The organism is Sorangiineae bacterium MSr11367, assembly GCA_037157805.1.
GTDB classification, from domain to species: domain Bacteria; phylum Myxococcota_A; class Polyangia; order Polyangiales; family Polyangiaceae; genus Pendulispora; species Pendulispora rubella.
The window spans coordinates 9,779,492-9,797,935 of the sequence record CP089983.1; the positions used below are offsets into that span (position 1 = coordinate 9,779,492).

Here is an 18,444-nt window from a genome sequence, read left to right on the forward strand (position 1 = left end):
GCATCGGCACGTGACGTCGCCACACACCGAGCGGGCAAGGCTTCGGTCTCCGAAAGCGACCGCCACGCGAAGCTGGCTCGACGACTCGGAAAAGTCGCCGCGCCATCAAGCCGCCCCGTGCGCGTCCGTCTGATGTACGCTAACGGATCTCGAGCCCGTGGAGAGTCTGAAGCCGGAAATATCGGGGGCCGCGTCCAAGCGGCTCTTGCAGCGCGTGGGGACGACCGTTCAGAAGTACCGCATCGAACGCCTGATCGGACTCGGCGGGATGGCCGCTGTCTATGCTGCGAGCGATCGCCGTCGTCAGCGAGTCGCCATGAAGTTCTTACTAGAGCGCTATTCCGATGACTCGGCAATGTGCCGTCTGTTTCGGCGTGAGGCATACATCGCGAACCGGGTCGGACATCCAGGGGCCGTGAGGGTCTTGGACGACGGCGTCGATGATGCTAGCTGCCCATTTCTGGTCATGCCGTTGCTCGAAGGAGAAACACTGCGACGGCGCTGGGAACGGCTGGGACCGCACTTACGTGTCGCGGAAGTCGCGGTCTTGGCTGCGGATGCCTTGGAGGTACTCGCATTTGCGCACACGAAAGGGATCATCCATCGCGATATCAAGCCGGACAACTTATTCGTCACGAGCACCGGACACCTGCAGGTATTAGACTTCGGGATCGCACGATGGCCGGAGAGCCAAGGGACCGCGACCGCAACGGGTCGGACATTGGGTACCCCTGCGTTCATGCCGCCAGAACAGGCACTGGGAGAACAAAAGAAGATTGGGCCGCACAGCGATTGCTGGGCAGTAGGCGCAACCATGTTTTCACTGCTCTCGGGCGAGTTCGTGCACCAGGCCGAGACTACCGGTGGGTTGCTGGCTGCGGCAGCGTCCAAACATGCCCGTTCCTTGGCCGGCGTCGCCCCAGAACTACCTCTCCCCGTTACGCAATTCGTGGACAAGGCTCTTGCATTCGACATTGCGGACCGATGGCAGTCCGCAACGGAGATGCGCGAGGCTCTTCTCTCGGTCTTCGGAGAGGCGCTCGCCAGTCCGATTTCCGAGATCGCAACCTCACTTCGCGCAGAGATCGCGGCAGAGTTGTCGCCGGCAATGGGCGACACTCTTTCGCAGGAGACCTTGCACCCAAAGGGCAAACGCCAAAGCCTTTCTTCCGCAGGCACCGGAGCGCCTGAATCGTGGCGTCGCTTCATCTGGGCGGCTGCCGTCGGCACCGCCATCAGCATTGGCGGTGCATTCGCGGCCCGGGCTTACCAACGTTCAATTTCCTCCAAAGCGGCCCCGGAGAGCAAGAGCTCGACGCTCTCCGTTTCCTCGCTCATGTCGATGACGCAGTTGCCCATTTCGTCGACGTGCAACACGGAGGCCCAAACGCAGTACCGAGCGGCGCTGGCCGCGGAACGCTCTGCGGATTGGCTAAGAGCACACTACCATTTTCAGAGAGCGGCTGCATCGGATCCGACATGCCCCGAGGCCCAATTGCAACTTGCATTGACGTCGTCGATCATGGAGCCGATCCCGGAGGCGCGCAAACGGTTCCATCTCGCATTGTCGGTACGCGACGCGCTCGACGAAAGAGGCCGCGGGCTCCTCGATGCCTACGTTCCACGAATCGCCACCGAACCTGCCGATCGAGACGAGTGGGCACGCCGGCTCGATGCTCTCGCGACGCGTTTTCCGCAGGATGCGCAAATCCTTCTGTTCGCCGGTCTCGCTCAAATGCACACGGCGAGCGAACAAGGGCACGAGCAGGCCCTCAATTTTTTCACTCGAGCCGTGACGATCGACCCATTGTATGCAGACGCTTGGCAGCTGCGGTCTGGTGCCCTCGAATTTTTGGATCGATACGACGAAGCGCTCGAGGGAATCGACAAATGCATCGAGATAGCCCCAGGCGCCGCCGATTGCATTCAGGAGCGGATTCGCATTTTGAGTGCAACGGGTCAATGCCAGGCAATTGCACCCGAGGTTCGAAGATTGATTGCGTTGGTCCCGACGAACTCGCAGGCATACGGTATGCTAGCGAACGCACTCAGTATTCAGGACGCTCCACTGGAAAGCATCAAGGCCACACTGCAGCAAGAATACAACACCGATTCGAGCAGCTACCGGGAGGGCGTTTTTGCGATCCATATGGCAAAGTTGGCGGTGCTCGTCGGAGACTTCATCACTGCGGAAAAACTCGCCAGCAAAGGTCTCGCACGATTGGAAGCTTACGAAAGTCCGTCGCTGACACTGGAACATCTCGCCCTGCTCGGATTCAAGGCGGATGTCCTGCTAGAAATGGGAAACAACGCAGCCGCGGCCGAAGTCGCGCAACGGTTCTTTCTCCGAAAGGATGCACTCACCGACGGCTTCTGGATGGATTCCGGCGAGCCTTTTCTTCTTGGTGTGCTGTTTCGGCAAGGGCGGATGTCACGCTCGGAGTGGCGCACGTCGACCGAGGCGTGGAAGAAGCGCGCGGGAACGAACTTTACGAGGCATCAAATGTGGGCCTTTCAATGGGGCCCGGTCAGCAACAATCCCGAACTAGCCGCCGAGGCATGGGCCGAGCGTCCACCTTCGGGTGCGAATACCTTGTTGCCAGGTCAAAGCCCCGACTATCGCACCAGTGCCAAACTCACGGAGGGCCGCATCGCCCTGGCCGTCGGCGACACCGCACAAGCCGCCGCATCGCTAGGCTTGGCATCGAGCCACTGTGATCCATTGTATTCTGCACTCGACAATACGCGTGCACATTACTGGCTCGGCCGGACACGTGAGGCGCTGGGAGATGTGGACAAAGCCTGCGACGCGTACCGAGTCGTCCTCGCTCGTTGGGGAAATGCGAAGCCGGCATCGGTCACGGCGAAGGACGCAAAGCAACGCAGCCGGGCACTTGCCTGCGGGCCGTGAATTCGCGGAGCTGGAGGGTCCATTGCCATCCGGCTAGGGCACGGTCCCCTTCCCCATTTCGATCGCGCGCTCGGCTTCGAGGCTTTGTAGGTCGCGGCCGAGGGTGGCGATGGCGAGCGTCTTGTCGCCCGCACGGAAGGCCAGTGTGGCGTCGCGCTGGGCGAGGCTGCCCGATACGTCGATGCGATCCCATCGCTCGGCGTGGCCAACGTAGGCGATGGGCACGTCGTAGTGCTGGCTCCAGAAGAACGGCACGACGTCGCAGACGGTGGCGCGCCCCAACATGTTCAACGCGGCAATCTGCCCGTGTCGTTCGGCCACGACCCAATGCTCGATTCGGATGTTCTGGCCGGTGTGAGGGTCGGGCCATCGTGCGATATCGCCGGCGGCCCAGATCCCCGGGGAGCTCGTCTTGAGATAGGCATCGACGCGGACGCCGCGCTCGATCATCAGGCCCGCTCGCTCGGCGAGTTCGACGTTGGGGCGGACCCCAATGCCAACGACGACGAGATCGGCGTCGAGCGACGCGCCGTCGTCGAGGATAACGGCCTTCTCGTCGATGCGATGGGCGGTATGGCCAAGATGAAATACGACGCCATGCTCCTCGTGGAGTGCACGGAGAAAGTCTCCGAGCTCCGTGCCCATGATCCGTTCCAGTGGCTTGTTTTCGGGCGCGACGACCGCAACTTCGAGTCCGCGGGCGCGGAGCGAAGCGGCGACTTCCAGTCCAATGAAGCTCGCTCCCACCACCACGGCCTTCTTGGCATGCTCGCAGCGCGAGATGATGGCGCGGCAATCGCCCAGGGATCGCAGATAGCGCACGTGCGGCAGCGTGGCCCCCGGGATCTGCAAGCGCACGGGTTCGGCTCCCGTGGCGAGTAAAAGTGCCCCATAGCCAAGTCGCGTTCCGTCGGCAAAAACCACCTGGCGCGCCTCGGGCTCGATGCGTTCCACCTGTGCGCCAAGGCGAAGATCGATCGTCTGCGCTTCGTAGAAGTCTGGAGACCGCAGCGGAATCCATTCCTCGGGCGCAGTGCCTGCAAGGTAATCCTTGGACAGATTGGGTCGGTCGCAGGGCAGCGCCGGATCCGCCCCCACCATGGTCACCTTTCCCGAGTACCCTTCGCGTCGCAGCATTTCGGCCGCGGCGTTGCCCGCGGCACCGGCGCCGACGATGACGACGGACTCGGGAGCTCCTGCCGGCGCGCGTTTGGCCTCCGGGGCGCGTTTGCCAAGCACGTAGAGCTTCCCCTCGCGCTGCTCCACATCGAAACACGCAACGGGATTGAGCGCGGGTGCGCGCACCGCCTCGCCCGTGCGCAGCGAAAAACAAGCGTGATGCCATGGGCAACGGACCGTGTCGCCCACACGCAGCCCTTCCGCCAAGGGCCCACCGTAATGCGTGCACGTGGCACCGATCGCAAAGACTTCACGACCTCGCCGCGCCACGAGCACGGCCTCGCCATGCGCGTGCCCTACCAACATGGCTCCGTCGGCCAGTTCCCCAATACCGATCCCCACCGCAAGATCGGGCCCCGCGAGCTTCGAGTCTCCACCGCCCATGGTTAGCTCCTTCGCGTCGATGGTACGCGCTTTCTACGAGGCGACCAAGGCCAGCCATCCGCCCCACGGTTGCGTTTCGTGGGACGGCGACGTCAACGGCTTCGACCGGCGCTAGCTATCGCCACGAGGTGCGCGAACCTTCGAGCGCGAGGGCGACGAAACTCGACAGAAGATAGCCCAGACGCTCTTCGTCGGCGTCCCACTCACGGGGACCACCGACGTGCTCGTGGCAGACCACGCCGGCGAGGCGGTCGTGCGCCCAGATGGGAACATCGAGCATGGCACCGATGCCAAGTGGCTCGAGGTACGACTTGGCCAGGCACGCGGTGCGCGCGTCTTTTCTCGCGTCGTTCGCAATGATGGTGCGTTCGTAGCCGAGCGCCGCGAAGTACGGCGCATACTGCGTCGCGAAAAGCTCGCCGCCGCCGCCACCGTGCGTTCCCTTGTCCATATCGAACAAATCGACGCAGGTGATCTTGGTGCGCTTGTCGTCGATGAGCCAGACGCTGACACGCGCGATATCCATCGCATAGCTTGCGGCTTCGTTGGTGCGGCGAGCCGCTTCACGGATGTTGCCCAGCATGAGCGAGCGTTGGCTCATGATATCGACGAAGCTTTCCATATGGCGGCGCAGCTTGGCGACCAGTTTGGCGTTGTTGCCCGTGGCGATCGTGGCTTGGTCCAAAAAGCCACCGGTGCGCGTATCAATCTCCGTGCGGACTTGCTCGAGCGCATCCTTCAAGCGTGTGACGAGCCGAAGGTCGTCATTGCTCGCCGCTGCCTCGGCTGAGGTGATGCATGCCAGCGACGCCAACCGAACCTTCGCCGGGATGCCACCGATCTTTTCAGCTTCACGAAAGAACTGAGCGCACCGATATCCCATATCGACAATTTCATCATGCCTGCATGCCGTGTGGAAGGGAATCGCGGCTGAAATCGGCTGCCGCTACCACGCGCGCGCCTCCGGCCGCGGCGGCCACGAGGGTGACGGCGTTCTCGTTGACCCCGGCGACAAGAAACGCACGCGTGTGGGACCTCACCGTAGAGCTGCCACCACGCGTCGAGCGGAGGCCTCCATGGCGAGATCTCGCGAGGCACGGGCGGCCCTCCCGCGAAATGCCCAGCCCTGATCCCCGAGCGCGCACTTGGTCGCATGAGACGGAGAAGCACTCCAATTCCAAATATCTCTAATTGCTATTACGGACATGTTGGCGATCCCACGGCGCACAGGTGACGTGGGAGCGCGGGGATGGATGCCCCAACGGATTCAGCCGCACTCGAAGCCAGAGACACGAAACCCCGGCTCATGCAACAGGGTTCGTCTACGAAACAGGGACTTCTCATACGATCGTGCGCGGCAAGCGGGAGGTGTCGTGCAATGCCAAAAAGCGTCATCGGGCGTGGCGGGCGCGGGACGGACGTTTCCGCCAATGCGGTTTATGGGTCGGCTGCTGTCAACGCGACGACGAATACGCCATCACGAATATCGTTGTCCCTCACCGGGTTATCTCCAGGAGACTCGGTTCGCGGACGATGTCTTCGTCGCATCGATGAACCACGGACATCCCACTCGATGCGCGAATCGCGTCATCGCGTGGCGCGTTCCTATTGCATTGAATTTAGAAATCAAATTAACTCTCGCTCCGAGATGTATCACGCGCGGTACGCGGACTGGTACATCGTACCGTATCAATTTGGTACATGGCAGTAGCTATTATCGATTTTGCCGAGCAATTTTTGATTGGTGTCGACGCGACGACTAGGCAAACGCTTTGCTCTAGCGCTGAGCATGGCCAAACTCATGAAATTGGGCGCACTTCTAGGAACGATCGGACTCATGGCGACTGTGGCGGGATGCGCCGCAGAGTCGACGAATGACGGTGACGTGCCGGCCGTCACCCAGGCGGCAGAGGACTCACAATTTGGTCGCTCGCTGGTGGGCGTTTGGGAGGTCACTGTCATCGAACACCACGCGGCCGGAGACGTCACTCGCACGGGGACTTTCACCTTCGAGGCGGGCGGCGGCGGGTCGATGGTAACGAGCATTGGGCTGCACGGACCAGCGACCTGGACTCAAAAAGGTTCCTCCATCCAGTTCGACTACGAGCACAATCTGCCGCCGGGCGGTAAGGCCGTCGGACACCAGGATGGCACCCTCACGAGCTATCGTTGTTTCACCTCCACGGGCGTGATCACCCAGTACAACCCCGACGGGTCGCTGATCGAACACTATGCGGCCGACTTCACCTCGACGCGAAAGAAGTAGAGCGACGAGACTTTCCTCGTCAGCGGCGCCGGCCACGAGCCGTGGGGGAAAGCTTTCATGCATGTAATGGAACCCGCATCCGCGGGTCGAAGGTAATGTGGCCGCGCCGCCCCCCCTTCGCGATCATATTTCGATCAAGTCATTCAAGAGTCACATCGAACGAGCCCCCCGGGAAAACTGGTAAGTCCTTCCGGGGGGGCTCGTCTCCGAGTCGCCAAGAAACGGAGACGCCCGGTTCAATCCGATCAAGCCCGGACACGATTTTTCGATGAACGTCCCCATCGTGCTGATTTCCAGGCAGGCCGCGGCTGACGCCACCACGGTGGCCGCCGGGGTGTTCAATCGACACTCCTGCGATATCGCCACCAGGACGTTGCAGCGAGTCCAGGTGGTGCGCCAACCGTCCACCGAAGTAGCGATTTTAATTGCCGACTTCGCCGTTCGAGCGGGCTCGATGACGTGTCCCGTCGCGCGCCGGCGAGCGACGTGGATGCTTCACGCCGTCGATGGCGGGATCGTGGCCTCGTGAATCTCGATTCGAGGGGCGCCGTCGTCGGTGGTCATCAAATTTCGGGAAAATGGCACAGCGCGAAGTTTCTCCGTCGTGTCATGAGTTCGTGGAACGAGGTCGCTAAACCTCCAACCCCCTTCGGCCCCACGGCCGCATATGACGACAGACCCGCGCGCGGGCAAAGACGGCAACTGTGCCCTGGAGCGGGCGGGAAAATCCGCCTCCGCGCCGAATTCGACCAACACTCGCGCATCCGCGGCCGATACCTGATGGCGGGCGCGATCCATCGGTCGCGTTCCGCGCCGATGACGAATTGGCAACCACACCACCTGACCGAACTTCGATACGAGGCGCTAGACGAAACATGCCGGACTTCAAATTATCGCCCGGGTTGGCGGGCCAATCAGCCGATGTGCATTAGGCATCAGCAATCCGTCGGATCCGCCCATCGTTCCTCGATTGAATGCTCGATGCTCGCCGATCCTCCCGTGGTGCGGTGGCTCCCTCGGCGACTTCTTGACGTAGCCAAGCGTTGATCCCATGATCCGTATTTGCCCGAGATCTTGAATTCGGAGGCACCCCACTTCATGCGGCGAACATTCGATCAGGCGCAAAAAGGGCAGCCACAGCGGCTCGATGGCGATTTGCTGGGTACGCCACTCGAAGCCGTCGTGCTGCACTTCCTCGAACGGCTCGCTGACATCGCCACCCAGGAGATGCGAACTCGGTACGATCTAGGGCGCATCGTGAGCAGAATTCGACACGATCCGACCGGTGCTTTTCCTACCGACGCGCTCCGCCGCCTGGCCCATGCCTTCGATACTCACCCGAGCGCGCTTCGCCGCTCCGCTCGTGTCAGTGAAATGATCTCCGTGGACGAACTCGAAGCGGTATTGGCTTTGCGCGCCAACGGCGGACACCCCATCACCTGGTCGCATCTCGAACTTCTGACCGAGGTTCGCGGACGCGACGCCCGTTGGACATTGGTGCAGTCCATCCTGGGCGAGAGATTGTCTGTTCGCGATTTGGCCGCCCGTATCCGGGGCATTCCGAAAAAACAGCCCGTCGCACGACAGACCGTTTCTCCATCGCGCCACGAGCAAAGTCACGACGATTGACACGGCGCACCCAGTGGTGAACGTTACGCGCCACTGTGTAACCATGGCGATATAATTGTCGCCGTTTTCGTTTGATGTCCGAGCGCGGATTTCGTTCCTTTCTTCGAGTAGGCGTCAAAGAAATTACGTAGATGTCTACGAGGGACGTTCTCGTAGAAATTCACGCCGACGACACGAGCGCGCATGGCGCGGTACGACCGGCGATGTACGACATGGGGCGGTACAAGACGTCATCGTCAAAATGGGCAATCAGAACGACGCGACCGAATAAATGCACATCACCCATCGTTCGAGCCTGCGGCGGTACCGAGACCGCTGAACCATTCGAACGAACGACGAATACATCGCATTACGCTCATACTACTTATATTCACCACTTCAAACCACCACACTTTCATCCTCGAGGGCGCAAGGCGATGCTTTACATTCGATCACCGAAACCATCGACGGTCCGCCAATGACTCGAATATATGTTTTTCCGGGTCAAGGCTCTCAGCAGGCCGGCATGGGGAGCGCACTTTTTGCGAAGTATCCGGACGCTGTGGCGACGGCGGATCGCGTGCTCGGCTATTCCGTCACGGACCTGTGCCTCGCGGAAGCGGATCCGCGCCTCGACCGCACCGAGTACACACAACCCGCGCTCTTCGTGGTCAATGCCCTCAGCTTCATGGAGAAGCAGGCCGAAGGCGCCGAGCCCGATATCGTTGCTGGCCATAGCCTGGGTGAGTACAGCGCTCTGTTTGCCGCGGGCGCATTCGACTTTGCCACTGGGGTCGCCCTGGTGAAGAAGCGCGGGGAGCTGATGTCGCGCTCGAGCCCGGGAAGCATGGCCGCGGTCATGGGACTCACCGAAAGCGAAGTTGCCGAGGTGCTCCGGGCCGAAGGCGCCAGTACGATTGACATTGCCAATATCAACGGCCCCAAGCAAGTCGTCCTCGCGGGGCCTCGAGACGACTTGGCGCGTTGCAAGGAGCCCCTTCTCGCGGCGAAGGCCCGGAGCTTCGTCCCACTCCGGGTGAGTGCAGCGTTCCATTCTCGTTACATGGCCGAAACAGCCAACGAGTTTCGAGCTTTCTTACGCGATATCCGCATGTCGCCGTTGCAATTCCCGGTTATCTCCAATGTAGACGCATTGGCCCATGAAACCGAGACCATCGCCGAAACGTTGGTCGCTCAAATTGTGAGCCCTGTCCGATGGACAGAAACGGTTCGACGCCTTATGTCATTGAGCGATCCGCAGTTCGAGGAAGTCGGACCGGGCAAGGTTCTCACCGGCCTGATTCGGCAGATCAAGAAAGGGTCCGAGCCGCTCGAGGGTTCGCTCCTACGTCACTCGAACGAAACGGCTTCGTCGCTGGGTTTTGCTCCGCACCACCGTGCAGATCTCGATGTACGTCATGAGCAGAACGAAACGAATTGATGACGGGATCTTGATCGCGGAAGCCGCACCGGGCGGCCACTGTTCTTCGTAGACCATTTTTCGTACGAGCATTCGAGGCCGGAACGATCCGGCCGCGAAGAGGAGATGACATGCATAGCACGTTGATTGTGGCCCGCATGGAGCCGCACTGGAGCACGAACGTCGTCCAGCTTTTCCGAGATTTCGACCTGACCGACATGCCCCATCGTATGGGGACGCGCCGACGCCAGCTCTTTTCGTACAAAGGCCTCTATTTCCATCTTCAGGATTTCGACACCGACAACGGGGGCGAGCTCATCGAGCGCGCCAAGTCCGATGCGCGATTCGTCAACATTAGTACGGATCTCAAGCCGTTCATTCAAGCGTACGACCCCGCCACGTGGCGCTCGCCGATCGATGCAATGGCTACGCGCTTTTACAATTGGGAAGCTTCGAAGTGATGCGCCGGCGTGTCGTCATTACCGGCTTGGGCGTGGTGGCCCCAGGCGGCATCGGGACCGCGAATTTCTGGAAGTTGCTCTGCGACGGCCGGACCGCAACGCGGAAGATTTCCACCTTCGATCCCTCGCCGTTTCGCTCGCGCGTCGCGGCGGAGATCGACTTCGACCCCGAAGCGAGCGGCCTGGAGCCCCAGGAAATCCGCCGAATGGACCGCGCCGCGCAATTGGCCCTCGTGGCTGCGCGCGAAGCGATCGCCGACAGTGGTATCGAAATGAATCGTTTCGATCCTTACCGCATCGGCGTCACCATCGGCAGCGCGGTCGGTGCCACCATGGGTCTCGACAGTGAGTACCGCGTGGTGAGCAACGGCGGCCGGCTCGAGAGGGTCGATCACACGTATGCGGTCCCGCATCTTTACGATTACTTCGTGCCGAGCTCCTTCGCGGCGGAGATCGCGTGGGCGTTCGGCGCCGAAGGGCCGAGCACCGTGGTGTCCACCGGTTGCACGTCGGGCATCGATTCGGTGGGCCACGCCGTCGAACTGCTCCGCGAGGGCTCGGCCGACGTCATGATCACCGGCGCGACCGACGCGCCCATTTCGCCGATCACCTTGGCCTGCTTCGACGCGATCAAGGCAACCACGCCGCGCAACGACGATCCCGAGCACGCCTCGCGGCCGTTCGACGCGACGAGGGACGGATTCGTCCTGGGCGAAGGCTCCGCCATCTTCGTGCTCGAGGAGTTCGAGAGCGCCAAGCAGCGGGGAGCACGCATTCTCGCCGAGATCACCGGATATGCCGCGCGTTGCAACGCTTTCCACATGACCGGGCTGCGCCCGGATGGTGTGGAAATGGCCGAGGCCATCCGCGTGGCGCTGGAAGAGTCACGCATGAATCCCGAAGCGATCAACTACATCAACGCGCACGGCTCCGGCACGAAGCAGAACGATCGCCACGAGACCGCTGCATTCAAGCGGAGCCTGGGTCAGCATGCCTACCGCACACCGGTGAGCTCCATCAAATCGATGGTTGGGCACTCGTTGGGCGCCATTGGCTCGATTGAAATTGCCGCGTCGGTGCTCGCCATACAGCACAACGTGGTTCCTCCCACGGCCAATTTGCACAATGCCGATCCCGAGTGCGATTTGGATTACGTTCCGCGCGTTGCGCGCGATCACAAAACGGACGTCGTACTGACCGTCGGCAGCGGATTCGGCGGATTTCAGAGCGCCATGGTGCTCGCCGACCCGAGCACGACCATTGCAAGGAGCGCGGCATGAGCACCTCGGTCGTGGTGACCGGTCTGGGCATCGCATCGCCTAATGGCCTCGGTACGAAGGAATATTGGTCGGCAACTCTCGAAGGCAAAAACGGTATCGGTCGCATCACCCGATTCGACCCGACGGGATATCCATCGCAATTGGCCGGTGAGATCGACGGCTTCGAGGCGGGGAAGCATCTGCCTCAAAGGTTGCTCCCGCAAACGGATCGCATGACCCGGCTCGCGTTGGTCGCCACCGATTGGGCGCTGGAAGACGCGGGCGTGAAGCCTGGCTCGTTCGCCGATTTCGACATGGGCGTCGTCACCGCCAGCTCTTCGGGCGGGTTCGAATTCGGCCAGCGCGAGCTCCAAAGGCTCTGGAGCCTGGGCAGCCAACACGTCAGCGCATACCAGTCCTTCGCCTGGTTTTACGCGGTCAACAGCGGGCAGATCTCCATTCGCAATGGAATGAAGGGCCCGAGCGGCGTGGTGGTGAGCGATCAGGCCGGCGGCCTCGATGCCCTCGCGCAGGCGCGTCGCCAGATCCGCAAGGGTACGCCCCTCATCGTCTCCGGCAGCATCGATGCGTCGATATGCACGTGGGGCTGGGTGGCGCAAGGAGCGAGCGGACGACTCAGCACTCGAACCGATCCGTCGCGCGCGTATCTTCCGTTCGACGCCGATGCATCGGGCTTCGTCCCCGGCGAGGGTGGTGCGATCCTCATCCTCGAAAACGGGAGCGCCGCACGGCAACGCGGCGCGAAGATCTACGGTGAAATCGCCGGATACGGCGCGACCATCGATCCGAAGCCGGGAAGCTCACGCGGCCCCGGTCTGCGCAAAGCCATCGAGCTGGCCCTGGCCGACGCCGGTGTCGGAGCTCGCGACATCGACGTAGTCTTCGCCGACGGAGCCGCGATCCCCGAGCTCGATCGCATCGAGTCCGAGGCGCTCGCGGAGATTTTCGGCCCGCGCGGCGTGCCCGTCACCGCCCCCAAGACGATGACCGGACGGCTGTACTCGGGCGCCGCACCGCTCGACGTGGCCACGGCGTTGCTCGCCATTCAAGAGGGCGTCATCCCTCCCACCGTGCATACCGCGGCAATCTCCGACTACCAGCTCGATCTGGTCACCGGCGCACCGCGACGAGCCAAAGTCCGCACCGCACTCGTTCTCGCCCGCGGCTATCGCGGTTTCAACTCCGCCCTCATCGTGAGGGACTTTCGCGAATCCTCGAACAACTAGTTGCACAATACAGGGAGCCAACCATGACCAAAGAATTCACCCTCGAAGATCTCAAGCGGGTCCTTCTAGCTAGCGCCGGAGCGGCGGAGGGCGTTGATCTGGACAGCAATATCCTCGACATCGACTTTGCAGACTTGGGCTACGAATCGGTGGCCCTGCTCGAAACGGGCCGGCAGATCGAGCTCGAATGCCGCGTCTCCCTCGACGATGGCGCGCTCGCGCAGGTCCGCACGCCCCGCGCCCTGCTGTCTTTGGTGAACGGCCACCGCAACGCCGCCAACGCCCAGCTCCGCGAGGCATCATGAGCGAGTCGAATCAGCGCGTCGCCCTCGTCACGGGCGCGACCAGCGGCATCGGTCTCGCAGTCGCCCGATTGCTGGCCAAGCAGGGACATCGCGTGTTCATCGGCGCCCGCAACGCCGACAATGTGAAGGAGACGGTACAGAAGCTGCGTGACGAGGCTCTCGAGGTCGATGGAACCACGCTGGATGTGCGCTCCATGGAGTCGGTGCGCGCATTCGTCCAGGGCGCTGTCGCGCGCTTCGGCACGATTGACGTCTTGGTCAACAACGCCGGCCGCAGCGGCGGCGGCATCACCGCCGACATCAGCGACGACCTCTGGAACGACGTCATCGAGACGAACCTCAATAGCGTCTTTCGTATCACGCGCGAAGTGCTCGGCCCGGGCGGAATGCGGCAGAAGAAATGGGGCCGCATCATCAACATCGCCTCGACAGCCGGCAAACAGGGTGTCATTTTGGGAGCCCCGTATTCGGCGTCGAAGCACGGCGTGGTGGGGTTCACCAAAGCACTGGGCAATGAGCTTGCACCGACCGGCATCACGGTGAACGCGGTATGCCCGGGCTACGTGGAGACGCCGATGGCAGCGCGCGTTCGCCAAGGTTACGCCGCGGCGTACAAGAGCACTGAAGAGGAGATTCTCACCAAGTTCCAGGCAAAGATTCCCCTCGGCCGATATTCGACGCCGGAGGAAGTGGCCGGCCTGGTGGGCTACTTGGCCACCGATACCGCGGGCTCGATTACGGCGCAAGCCCTCAACGTGTGCGGCGGTCTGGGCAACTTCTGAGCTGCGCCCCGCCCATCAGTTCATAGAAATTCATCCAGGAGACATATCCCATGCCGACGATGGGCCTCAAAGAGGTCGAGCACGAGATCACGGTGCTCGCCCCAGCCGAAGCCGTGTACCAATTGATTGCGGACGTGCAGAATTGGCCGCAAATCTTCCCTCCGACGGTGTACGTCGATCGTTTCGAGCAAACCGAGCGCGAGGAGCGGATTCGGATTTGGGCGACCGCCAATGGGCAGGCAAAAACGTGGGCGTCGCGCCGCGTCCTCGATCGCGAGAAGCTGCGCATCGAATTTCGGCAGGAGGTGTCCGCACCCCCGGTCGCCTCGATGGGTGGAACGTGGATCATCGAGCCGATTTCCAACTCCGAATCACGGGTTCGGCTGCTCCACGATTACCGAGCAATCAACGACGATCCGGCGGGCCTGAAGTGGATTGACGAGGCGGTCGACCGCAATTCACGCTCCGAGCTGACCGCACTCAAGGCGAACGTCGAACGGGTGACCGCCTCCGAGAAGCTGATCATGTCCTTCGAGGACGAGATCGAGATTCGTGGGTCGGCAAAAGACGTTTACGATTTCATCAACGAAGCGAATCTGTGGACCGAGCGCTTGCCTCACGTGGCGAGGGTGAGTTTCGAGCAGGACGAGCAGGGCCTGCAGACTCTGGAGATGGACACGCGGGCCAAGGATGGCTCCACCCACACCACCAAGTCCATTCGCGTCTGCTTCCCCCATTACCGGATCGCCTACAAGCAAATCACGCTTCCCGCGTTGATGGATCTGCACACCGGCTATTGGACCTTCCGCGAGACGGTGAATGGCGTCCGCGCAGCGTCGCAGCACACGGTCATCATCAAGGAGGAGAACATCGCGAGGATTCTCGGCCCCCAGGCCGACGTCGAAAAGGCGAAGGACTACGTTCGCACCGCGCTGAGCACGAACAGCCGTGCGACCCTCGGTTACGCCAAAGAGTACGCAGAGGCGAAGCGCAGCAAATGACGAGGCGCAAGGCCGGCGGGTCCGACGCTCGCCGGCGTTGAATCGCGATGGATAAAACGGGACCAATGACAAGAATACGGACCACGACGCAGGTGGTCGTCGTGGGCGCGGGGCCGGTCGGGCTGATGCTCGCCGGCGAACTGAAACTCGGCGGTGCCGAGGTGATCGTGCTGGAGAAGCTGGACGCCCCGATGACGGAGTCCCGAGCCTCGACGCTCCACGCACGCACCATGGAAATTTTGGATAGCCGGGGCCTTCTGGCGAGCGTCGGGAAGCCCTCGAACGACGCCATGGGTCATTTCGGGGGGCTGCCGCTCGACCTTACCCTTCCGAGCCCGTACCCCGGCCAATGGAAGGTTACTCAAACGCGTCTCGAGCAGATCCTCCAGCAATGGGCGGCCTCTTTGGGAGCAGACATCCGCCGGGGGCACGAAGTGACCAGCGTGACCGCCGGTGATGGTGGCGTCGAGATCCACGCGACCGGCCCGGAAGGCCTCGTACGGTTCGACGCCGATTATGTGGTCGCCTGCGACGGCGAGAACAGCACGGTTCGACGGCTCGTTGGGGTGGACTTCCCCAATTCGGAGTTGGAGCGCGTGATGATTCGCGCGGACGTCGCCGGCATCCAAATCCCCAACCGCCGATTCCAGCGTTTGGCGAAGGGACTCGCCATTGCAGCTCGTCGCGAAGATGGGGTCACCCGCGTGATGGTGCACGAGTTCGGTCGCACGGAGAAACGCGGGGCCGCGCAAGCCTCGTTCGCCGAGGTGGCGGACATCTGGATGCGCGTCACCGGTGAAGACATCCGCGGTGGAACCCCGCTGTGGGTCAACTCCTTCAGCGATGGCTCCTGCCAACTCACGCACTACCGCCATGGGCGGATCTTGTTTGCGGGAGACTCCGCACATCGGCAAATGCCAATTGGCGGCCAGGCCCTCAACCTCGGTCTGCAGGATGCATTTAACCTCGGCTGGAAGCTTGCACTTTGTGTCCGCGGTCAAGCCTCCCAGGAGCTGCTCGATACCTATCATCACGAGCGGCATCGAGTCGGCGAAAGCGTGCTGTCGAATATCAAGGCACAGGCCATGCTCCTCTTGGGAGGCCCGGAGGTGGAGGCGCTTCGAAACCTCATCGGCAAATTGATCCCGCACGATGACGTACGCACCGATTTCGCATCCATGATCAGCGGTCTGGATATTCGATACGACGTCGGCGCAGGCGCACACCCCTTGCTGGGCGCGCGGATGCCGCACACGGAGCTGACCACCACGTCGGGCGCCACCGACACGGCGACGTTGCTCCGCGGTGGTCGAGGCGTGCTGCTCGTTTTTGCAGACAGCGACGACCGAGCACGATTCGAGCAGCTGCATGCGCAAGCAGCGCCGTGGGCGGGCCAGATCCAGGTCGTCCAGGCGAAGCCACTGCAAAACGAGCTGCTGGCTGGAGGCGCCCTTCTCGTTCGTCCCGATGGCTACGTCGTGTGGAGCGCCACGAGCACGGATTCGAGCGAACTCACCACCGCTTTGCGCCGTTGGTTCGGCGCGCCGCAATCTCAAACAGGGATAGGAGATAGGTCATGACGGGCAAGCTCACTGGCAAGACCGCATTGGTCACGGGATCGAGCCGCGCCATCGGCCGAGCGACCGCCATCCGACTCGCTCGCGAAGGGGCGCTCGTCGCCGTCCATTATGCGACCAACGCGGCCGCTGCCCAGGAAGTCGTCACCACGATCGGGAAGGCGGGTGGCCGCGCCTTTGCAATCCAGGCCGAGCTGGGCGTTCCCGGTGACGTGGACCGGCTCTTCGCCGGACTGGAACAGGGGCTCCAGGAGCACACAGGGAAGGTCGAACTCAACATTCTGGTCAACAATGCAGGGATTCTGGCGCGCAACCCGCCCGAAACCACCACGCCCGAGATGTTCGACCGCCTGATGGCCGTCAACGCCAAGGCACCGTATTTCATCATCCAGCGCGCGCTATCGATCATTCCGGATGGCGGCCGCATCATCAACATCTCCACGGGCCTGACGAGGTTCGCCAATCCGGAGGAGATTGTATTCGCGATGAGCAAGAGCGCCCTCGAGATGCTGGCGCGGCATTTTGCCAAGTATCTGGGACCGCGCAACATCACGGTCAATAGTGTGGCGCCAGGCGTCACGCGCAATAGCAATCCAGTTTTTAATGTCCCCGAAATCGTGAAGCAGCTGGGGCAGTTCTCCACCTTCGGCCGAGTTGCCGAACCGGAGGACATCGGCGACGTGGTGGCGTTCTTCGCTTCCGATGACTCGCGATGGATCACCGGTTCCTTCGTGGACGCGACCGGCGGATCGCTGCTCGGCAGCAGCTGAGGGACACACGTCTTCGATGTTACGCGCCGGAAAGGACGAGCCATGAACACGTTGAGAATGCACTTTACGACGATACTCGGAACCGGAGCCCTCGTGGCTGCGGCATTGGGATGCAGTGAGGCGGGTGCGAAGCCCGCGTCCGACGTCACCGCGACGAGCGGTGCGACGACGAGCGGCGCGGCGGCAAGCGGGGCCACGACCAACGGCGCCGCGACGACGACGGATGCTTCGGCGCGCGCCGCCAAGGATGCCTTCTGGGAGGCATTCCGCTCGATGGACCTCGACGCGATTGCCACCTCTCGCGACAAGATGATCGCGATCTTCAACGCCTCCCCGAAGGACGCGGACCTCGCGACCATCGGCGGCTTCGCTTACGTCATTCCCGTTCAGACGATGCGCTACGGCGGTCCTCCGATGGACCCGGCGAAGATCCCGGCCCACTTCGAATTGGCCGTCAGATACACGCAGCAGGGCGTGGATGCCTCGCCCGACGAGCAGTCCAAAATCTTCAATACGGCTTTCGCGGGTGGAGTCCTTTATTCGGCCGCCATGGTGAAACAAGACTGGGCCGCGGCGCAGAAAGGGCGCGAGATGGAAAAGCTCGTCACGGCCCACATGCCCGCTCTGGGCTATGCCACGGTTACCGATCTGATGAATGGGGCCCCCCGCAACAGCCCAGACTTTGCGACGTCCATCGATTCAATCTTTCGTCTCTACGAGATGTGCTCCGGCGTGAAGTTCGATCGTGCACGCCCGGACGTACGCCCGCTCGCCAAGAGGCCCTTTGCGAATCCGAGCCGCGACTGCGGAAATGCCTACAACTGGCCGCACTCGATTCAAGGATACCTACTCAATTTTGGCGACATTCTCGTAAAGAATCAGCAGCCCGACGCGGCCCGCCCCGTTTACGAGTTCATTTCCAAGAGTGAAGGTTACGATACCTGGAATCCGAAATTCAAACATATCGTCGAAGAGCGCTTGGCTTCGGATTTGTCGAAGCGCGCTGCCGAGTACAACGGCGCCGATCCTCAGAAACAACCGCTCATCGGCGGGGGTTGTTTCACTTGCCATGGGAAGTAGCTGGCGACCGTAAGACCATATTCGTCCGAAGGGCCCCGCGCATGTCGTCTGCCATCAAGTCATCACCGTCCCCCAGGCAGCTCGACACTCTATTGGGAGCGCGGGGCCCTCAGGCCTTGTACGCTGCAACCAAATTCGGCTTTGCGGATCTTCTCGCCTCGGGGCCGAAAACATTGATCGAGCTTTCTCAACTT

The 18,444-nt window shown here is 62.0% G+C and carries 16 protein-coding genes; 14 read left to right on the forward strand and 2 right to left on the reverse strand.

What is annotated here, in order from left to right; all coding sequences use genetic code 11:
- Nucleotides 1-214 precede the first annotated feature (214 nt).
- Nucleotides 215-2,911, forward strand: coding sequence for a protein kinase (locus LVJ94_37670; protein WXB02633.1), 2,697 nt, complete (start codon nt 215-217; stop codon nt 2,909-2,911).
- A gap of 33 nt (nt 2,912-2,944) precedes the next feature.
- On the opposite strand, the gene LVJ94_37675 is transcribed toward LVJ94_37670, so the two are convergent.
- Nucleotides 2,945-4,474, reverse strand: a complete 1,530-nt coding sequence (locus LVJ94_37675) for an FAD-dependent oxidoreductase (GenBank protein ID WXB02634.1) — start codon at nt 4,472-4,474, stop codon at nt 2,945-2,947.
- Nucleotides 4,475-4,589: 115 nt separating this feature from the next.
- The gene (locus LVJ94_37680; GenBank protein ID WXB02635.1) at nt 4,590-5,357 is read right to left on the reverse strand and encodes a GAF domain-containing protein; all 768 of its coding nucleotides are present in this window, start codon (nt 5,355-5,357) and stop codon (nt 4,590-4,592) included.
- Between the two features lie 906 nt (nt 5,358-6,263).
- Between LVJ94_37680 and LVJ94_37685 the strand changes: the two genes are divergently transcribed.
- The 13 genes from LVJ94_37685 (at nt 6,264) to LVJ94_37745 (ending at nt 18,250) form a co-directional block, all read left to right on the forward strand.
- Nucleotides 6,264-6,740, forward strand: coding sequence for a hypothetical protein (locus LVJ94_37685; protein ID WXB02636.1), 477 nt, complete (start codon nt 6,264-6,266; stop codon nt 6,738-6,740).
- Nucleotides 6,741-7,008: 268 nt separating this feature from the next.
- Complete coding sequence (locus tag LVJ94_37690) at nt 7,009-7,269, forward strand: hypothetical protein (GenBank protein ID WXB02637.1); 261 nt, start codon at nt 7,009-7,011, stop codon at nt 7,267-7,269.
- A 569-nt stretch (nt 7,270-7,838) separates the two neighbouring features.
- Nucleotides 7,839-8,369 carry a hypothetical protein gene (locus LVJ94_37695; protein ID WXB02638.1) on the forward strand — a complete coding sequence of 177 codons (531 nt, stop codon included), beginning with the start codon at nt 7,839-7,841 and terminating at the stop codon, nt 8,367-8,369.
- Nucleotides 8,370-8,874: 505 nt separating this feature from the next.
- Nucleotides 8,875-9,789 carry an ACP S-malonyltransferase gene (fabD, locus tag LVJ94_37700; protein ID WXB02639.1) on the forward strand — a complete coding sequence of 305 codons (915 nt, stop codon included), beginning with the start codon at nt 8,875-8,877 and terminating at the stop codon, nt 9,787-9,789.
- A 110-nt stretch (nt 9,790-9,899) separates the two neighbouring features.
- Complete coding sequence (locus tag LVJ94_37705; protein ID WXB02640.1) at nt 9,900-10,229, forward strand: TcmI family type II polyketide cyclase; 330 nt, start codon at nt 9,900-9,902, stop codon at nt 10,227-10,229.
- On the forward strand, nt 10,229-11,509 hold the full coding sequence (locus tag LVJ94_37710) for a beta-ketoacyl-[acyl-carrier-protein] synthase family protein (GenBank protein ID WXB02641.1): 1,281 nt from the start codon (nt 10,229-10,231) through the stop codon (nt 11,507-11,509). The genes LVJ94_37705 and LVJ94_37710 overlap by 1 nt, the downstream gene beginning before the upstream one ends.
- Nucleotides 11,506-12,735, forward strand: coding sequence for a ketosynthase chain-length factor (locus LVJ94_37715; GenBank protein ID WXB02642.1), 1,230 nt, complete (start codon nt 11,506-11,508; stop codon nt 12,733-12,735). The genes LVJ94_37710 and LVJ94_37715 overlap by 4 nt, the downstream gene beginning before the upstream one ends.
- Before the next feature lie 23 nt (nt 12,736-12,758).
- Complete coding sequence (locus tag LVJ94_37720) at nt 12,759-13,040, forward strand: acyl carrier protein (protein ID WXB02643.1); 282 nt, start codon at nt 12,759-12,761, stop codon at nt 13,038-13,040.
- On the forward strand, nt 13,037-13,822 hold the full coding sequence (gene fabG / locus LVJ94_37725) for a 3-oxoacyl-ACP reductase FabG (protein ID WXB02644.1): 786 nt from the start codon (nt 13,037-13,039) through the stop codon (nt 13,820-13,822). The genes LVJ94_37720 and fabG overlap by 4 nt, the downstream gene beginning before the upstream one ends.
- A gap of 50 nt (nt 13,823-13,872) precedes the next feature.
- Nucleotides 13,873-14,823, forward strand: coding sequence for an aromatase/cyclase (locus tag LVJ94_37730; protein WXB02645.1), 951 nt, complete (start codon nt 13,873-13,875; stop codon nt 14,821-14,823).
- 65 nt (nt 14,824-14,888) lie between these two features.
- A complete protein-coding gene (locus LVJ94_37735; GenBank protein ID WXB02646.1) occupies nt 14,889-16,403 on the forward strand; it encodes an FAD-dependent monooxygenase in 1,515 nt (504 codons plus the stop codon).
- Nucleotides 16,400-17,170 carry an SDR family oxidoreductase gene (locus LVJ94_37740; protein ID WXB02647.1) on the forward strand — a complete coding sequence of 257 codons (771 nt, stop codon included), beginning with the start codon at nt 16,400-16,402 and terminating at the stop codon, nt 17,168-17,170. The genes LVJ94_37735 and LVJ94_37740 overlap by 4 nt, the downstream gene beginning before the upstream one ends.
- A 42-nt stretch (nt 17,171-17,212) precedes the next feature.
- Nucleotides 17,213-18,250, forward strand: a complete 1,038-nt coding sequence (locus LVJ94_37745) for a hypothetical protein (protein ID WXB02648.1) — start codon at nt 17,213-17,215, stop codon at nt 18,248-18,250.
- Nucleotides 18,251-18,444 lie beyond the last annotated feature (194 nt).

Coding starts and splice junctions, on each gene's coding strand:
- LVJ94_37740 (WXB02647.1), top strand. CDS start 16,400: ATGACGGGCAAGCTCACTGGCAAGACCGCATTGGTCACGGGATCGAGC.
- LVJ94_37735 (WXB02646.1), top strand. CDS start 14,889: ATGACAAGAATACGGACCACGACGCAGGTGGTCGTCGTGGGCGCGGGG.
- LVJ94_37675 (WXB02634.1), bottom strand. CDS start 4,474: ATGGGCGGTGGAGACTCGAAGCTCGCGGGGCCCGATCTTGCGGTGGGG.
- fabG (WXB02644.1), top strand. CDS start 13,037: ATGAGCGAGTCGAATCAGCGCGTCGCCCTCGTCACGGGCGCGACCAGC.
- LVJ94_37730 (WXB02645.1), top strand. CDS start 13,873: ATGCCGACGATGGGCCTCAAAGAGGTCGAGCACGAGATCACGGTGCTC.
- LVJ94_37710 (WXB02641.1), top strand. CDS start 10,229: ATGCGCCGGCGTGTCGTCATTACCGGCTTGGGCGTGGTGGCCCCAGGC.
- LVJ94_37695 (WXB02638.1), top strand. CDS start 7,839: ATGCGGCGAACATTCGATCAGGCGCAAAAAGGGCAGCCACAGCGGCTC.
- LVJ94_37745 (WXB02648.1), top strand. CDS start 17,213: ATGAACACGTTGAGAATGCACTTTACGACGATACTCGGAACCGGAGCC.
- LVJ94_37720 (WXB02643.1), top strand. CDS start 12,759: ATGACCAAAGAATTCACCCTCGAAGATCTCAAGCGGGTCCTTCTAGCT.
- LVJ94_37715 (WXB02642.1), top strand. CDS start 11,506: ATGAGCACCTCGGTCGTGGTGACCGGTCTGGGCATCGCATCGCCTAAT.
- fabD (WXB02639.1), top strand. CDS start 8,875: ATGGGGAGCGCACTTTTTGCGAAGTATCCGGACGCTGTGGCGACGGCG.
- LVJ94_37705 (WXB02640.1), top strand. CDS start 9,900: ATGCATAGCACGTTGATTGTGGCCCGCATGGAGCCGCACTGGAGCACG.
- LVJ94_37680 (WXB02635.1), bottom strand. CDS start 5,357: ATGGGATATCGGTGCGCTCAGTTCTTTCGTGAAGCTGAAAAGATCGGT.
- LVJ94_37685 (WXB02636.1), top strand. CDS start 6,264: ATGGCCAAACTCATGAAATTGGGCGCACTTCTAGGAACGATCGGACTC.
- LVJ94_37690 (WXB02637.1), top strand. CDS start 7,009: ATGAACGTCCCCATCGTGCTGATTTCCAGGCAGGCCGCGGCTGACGCC.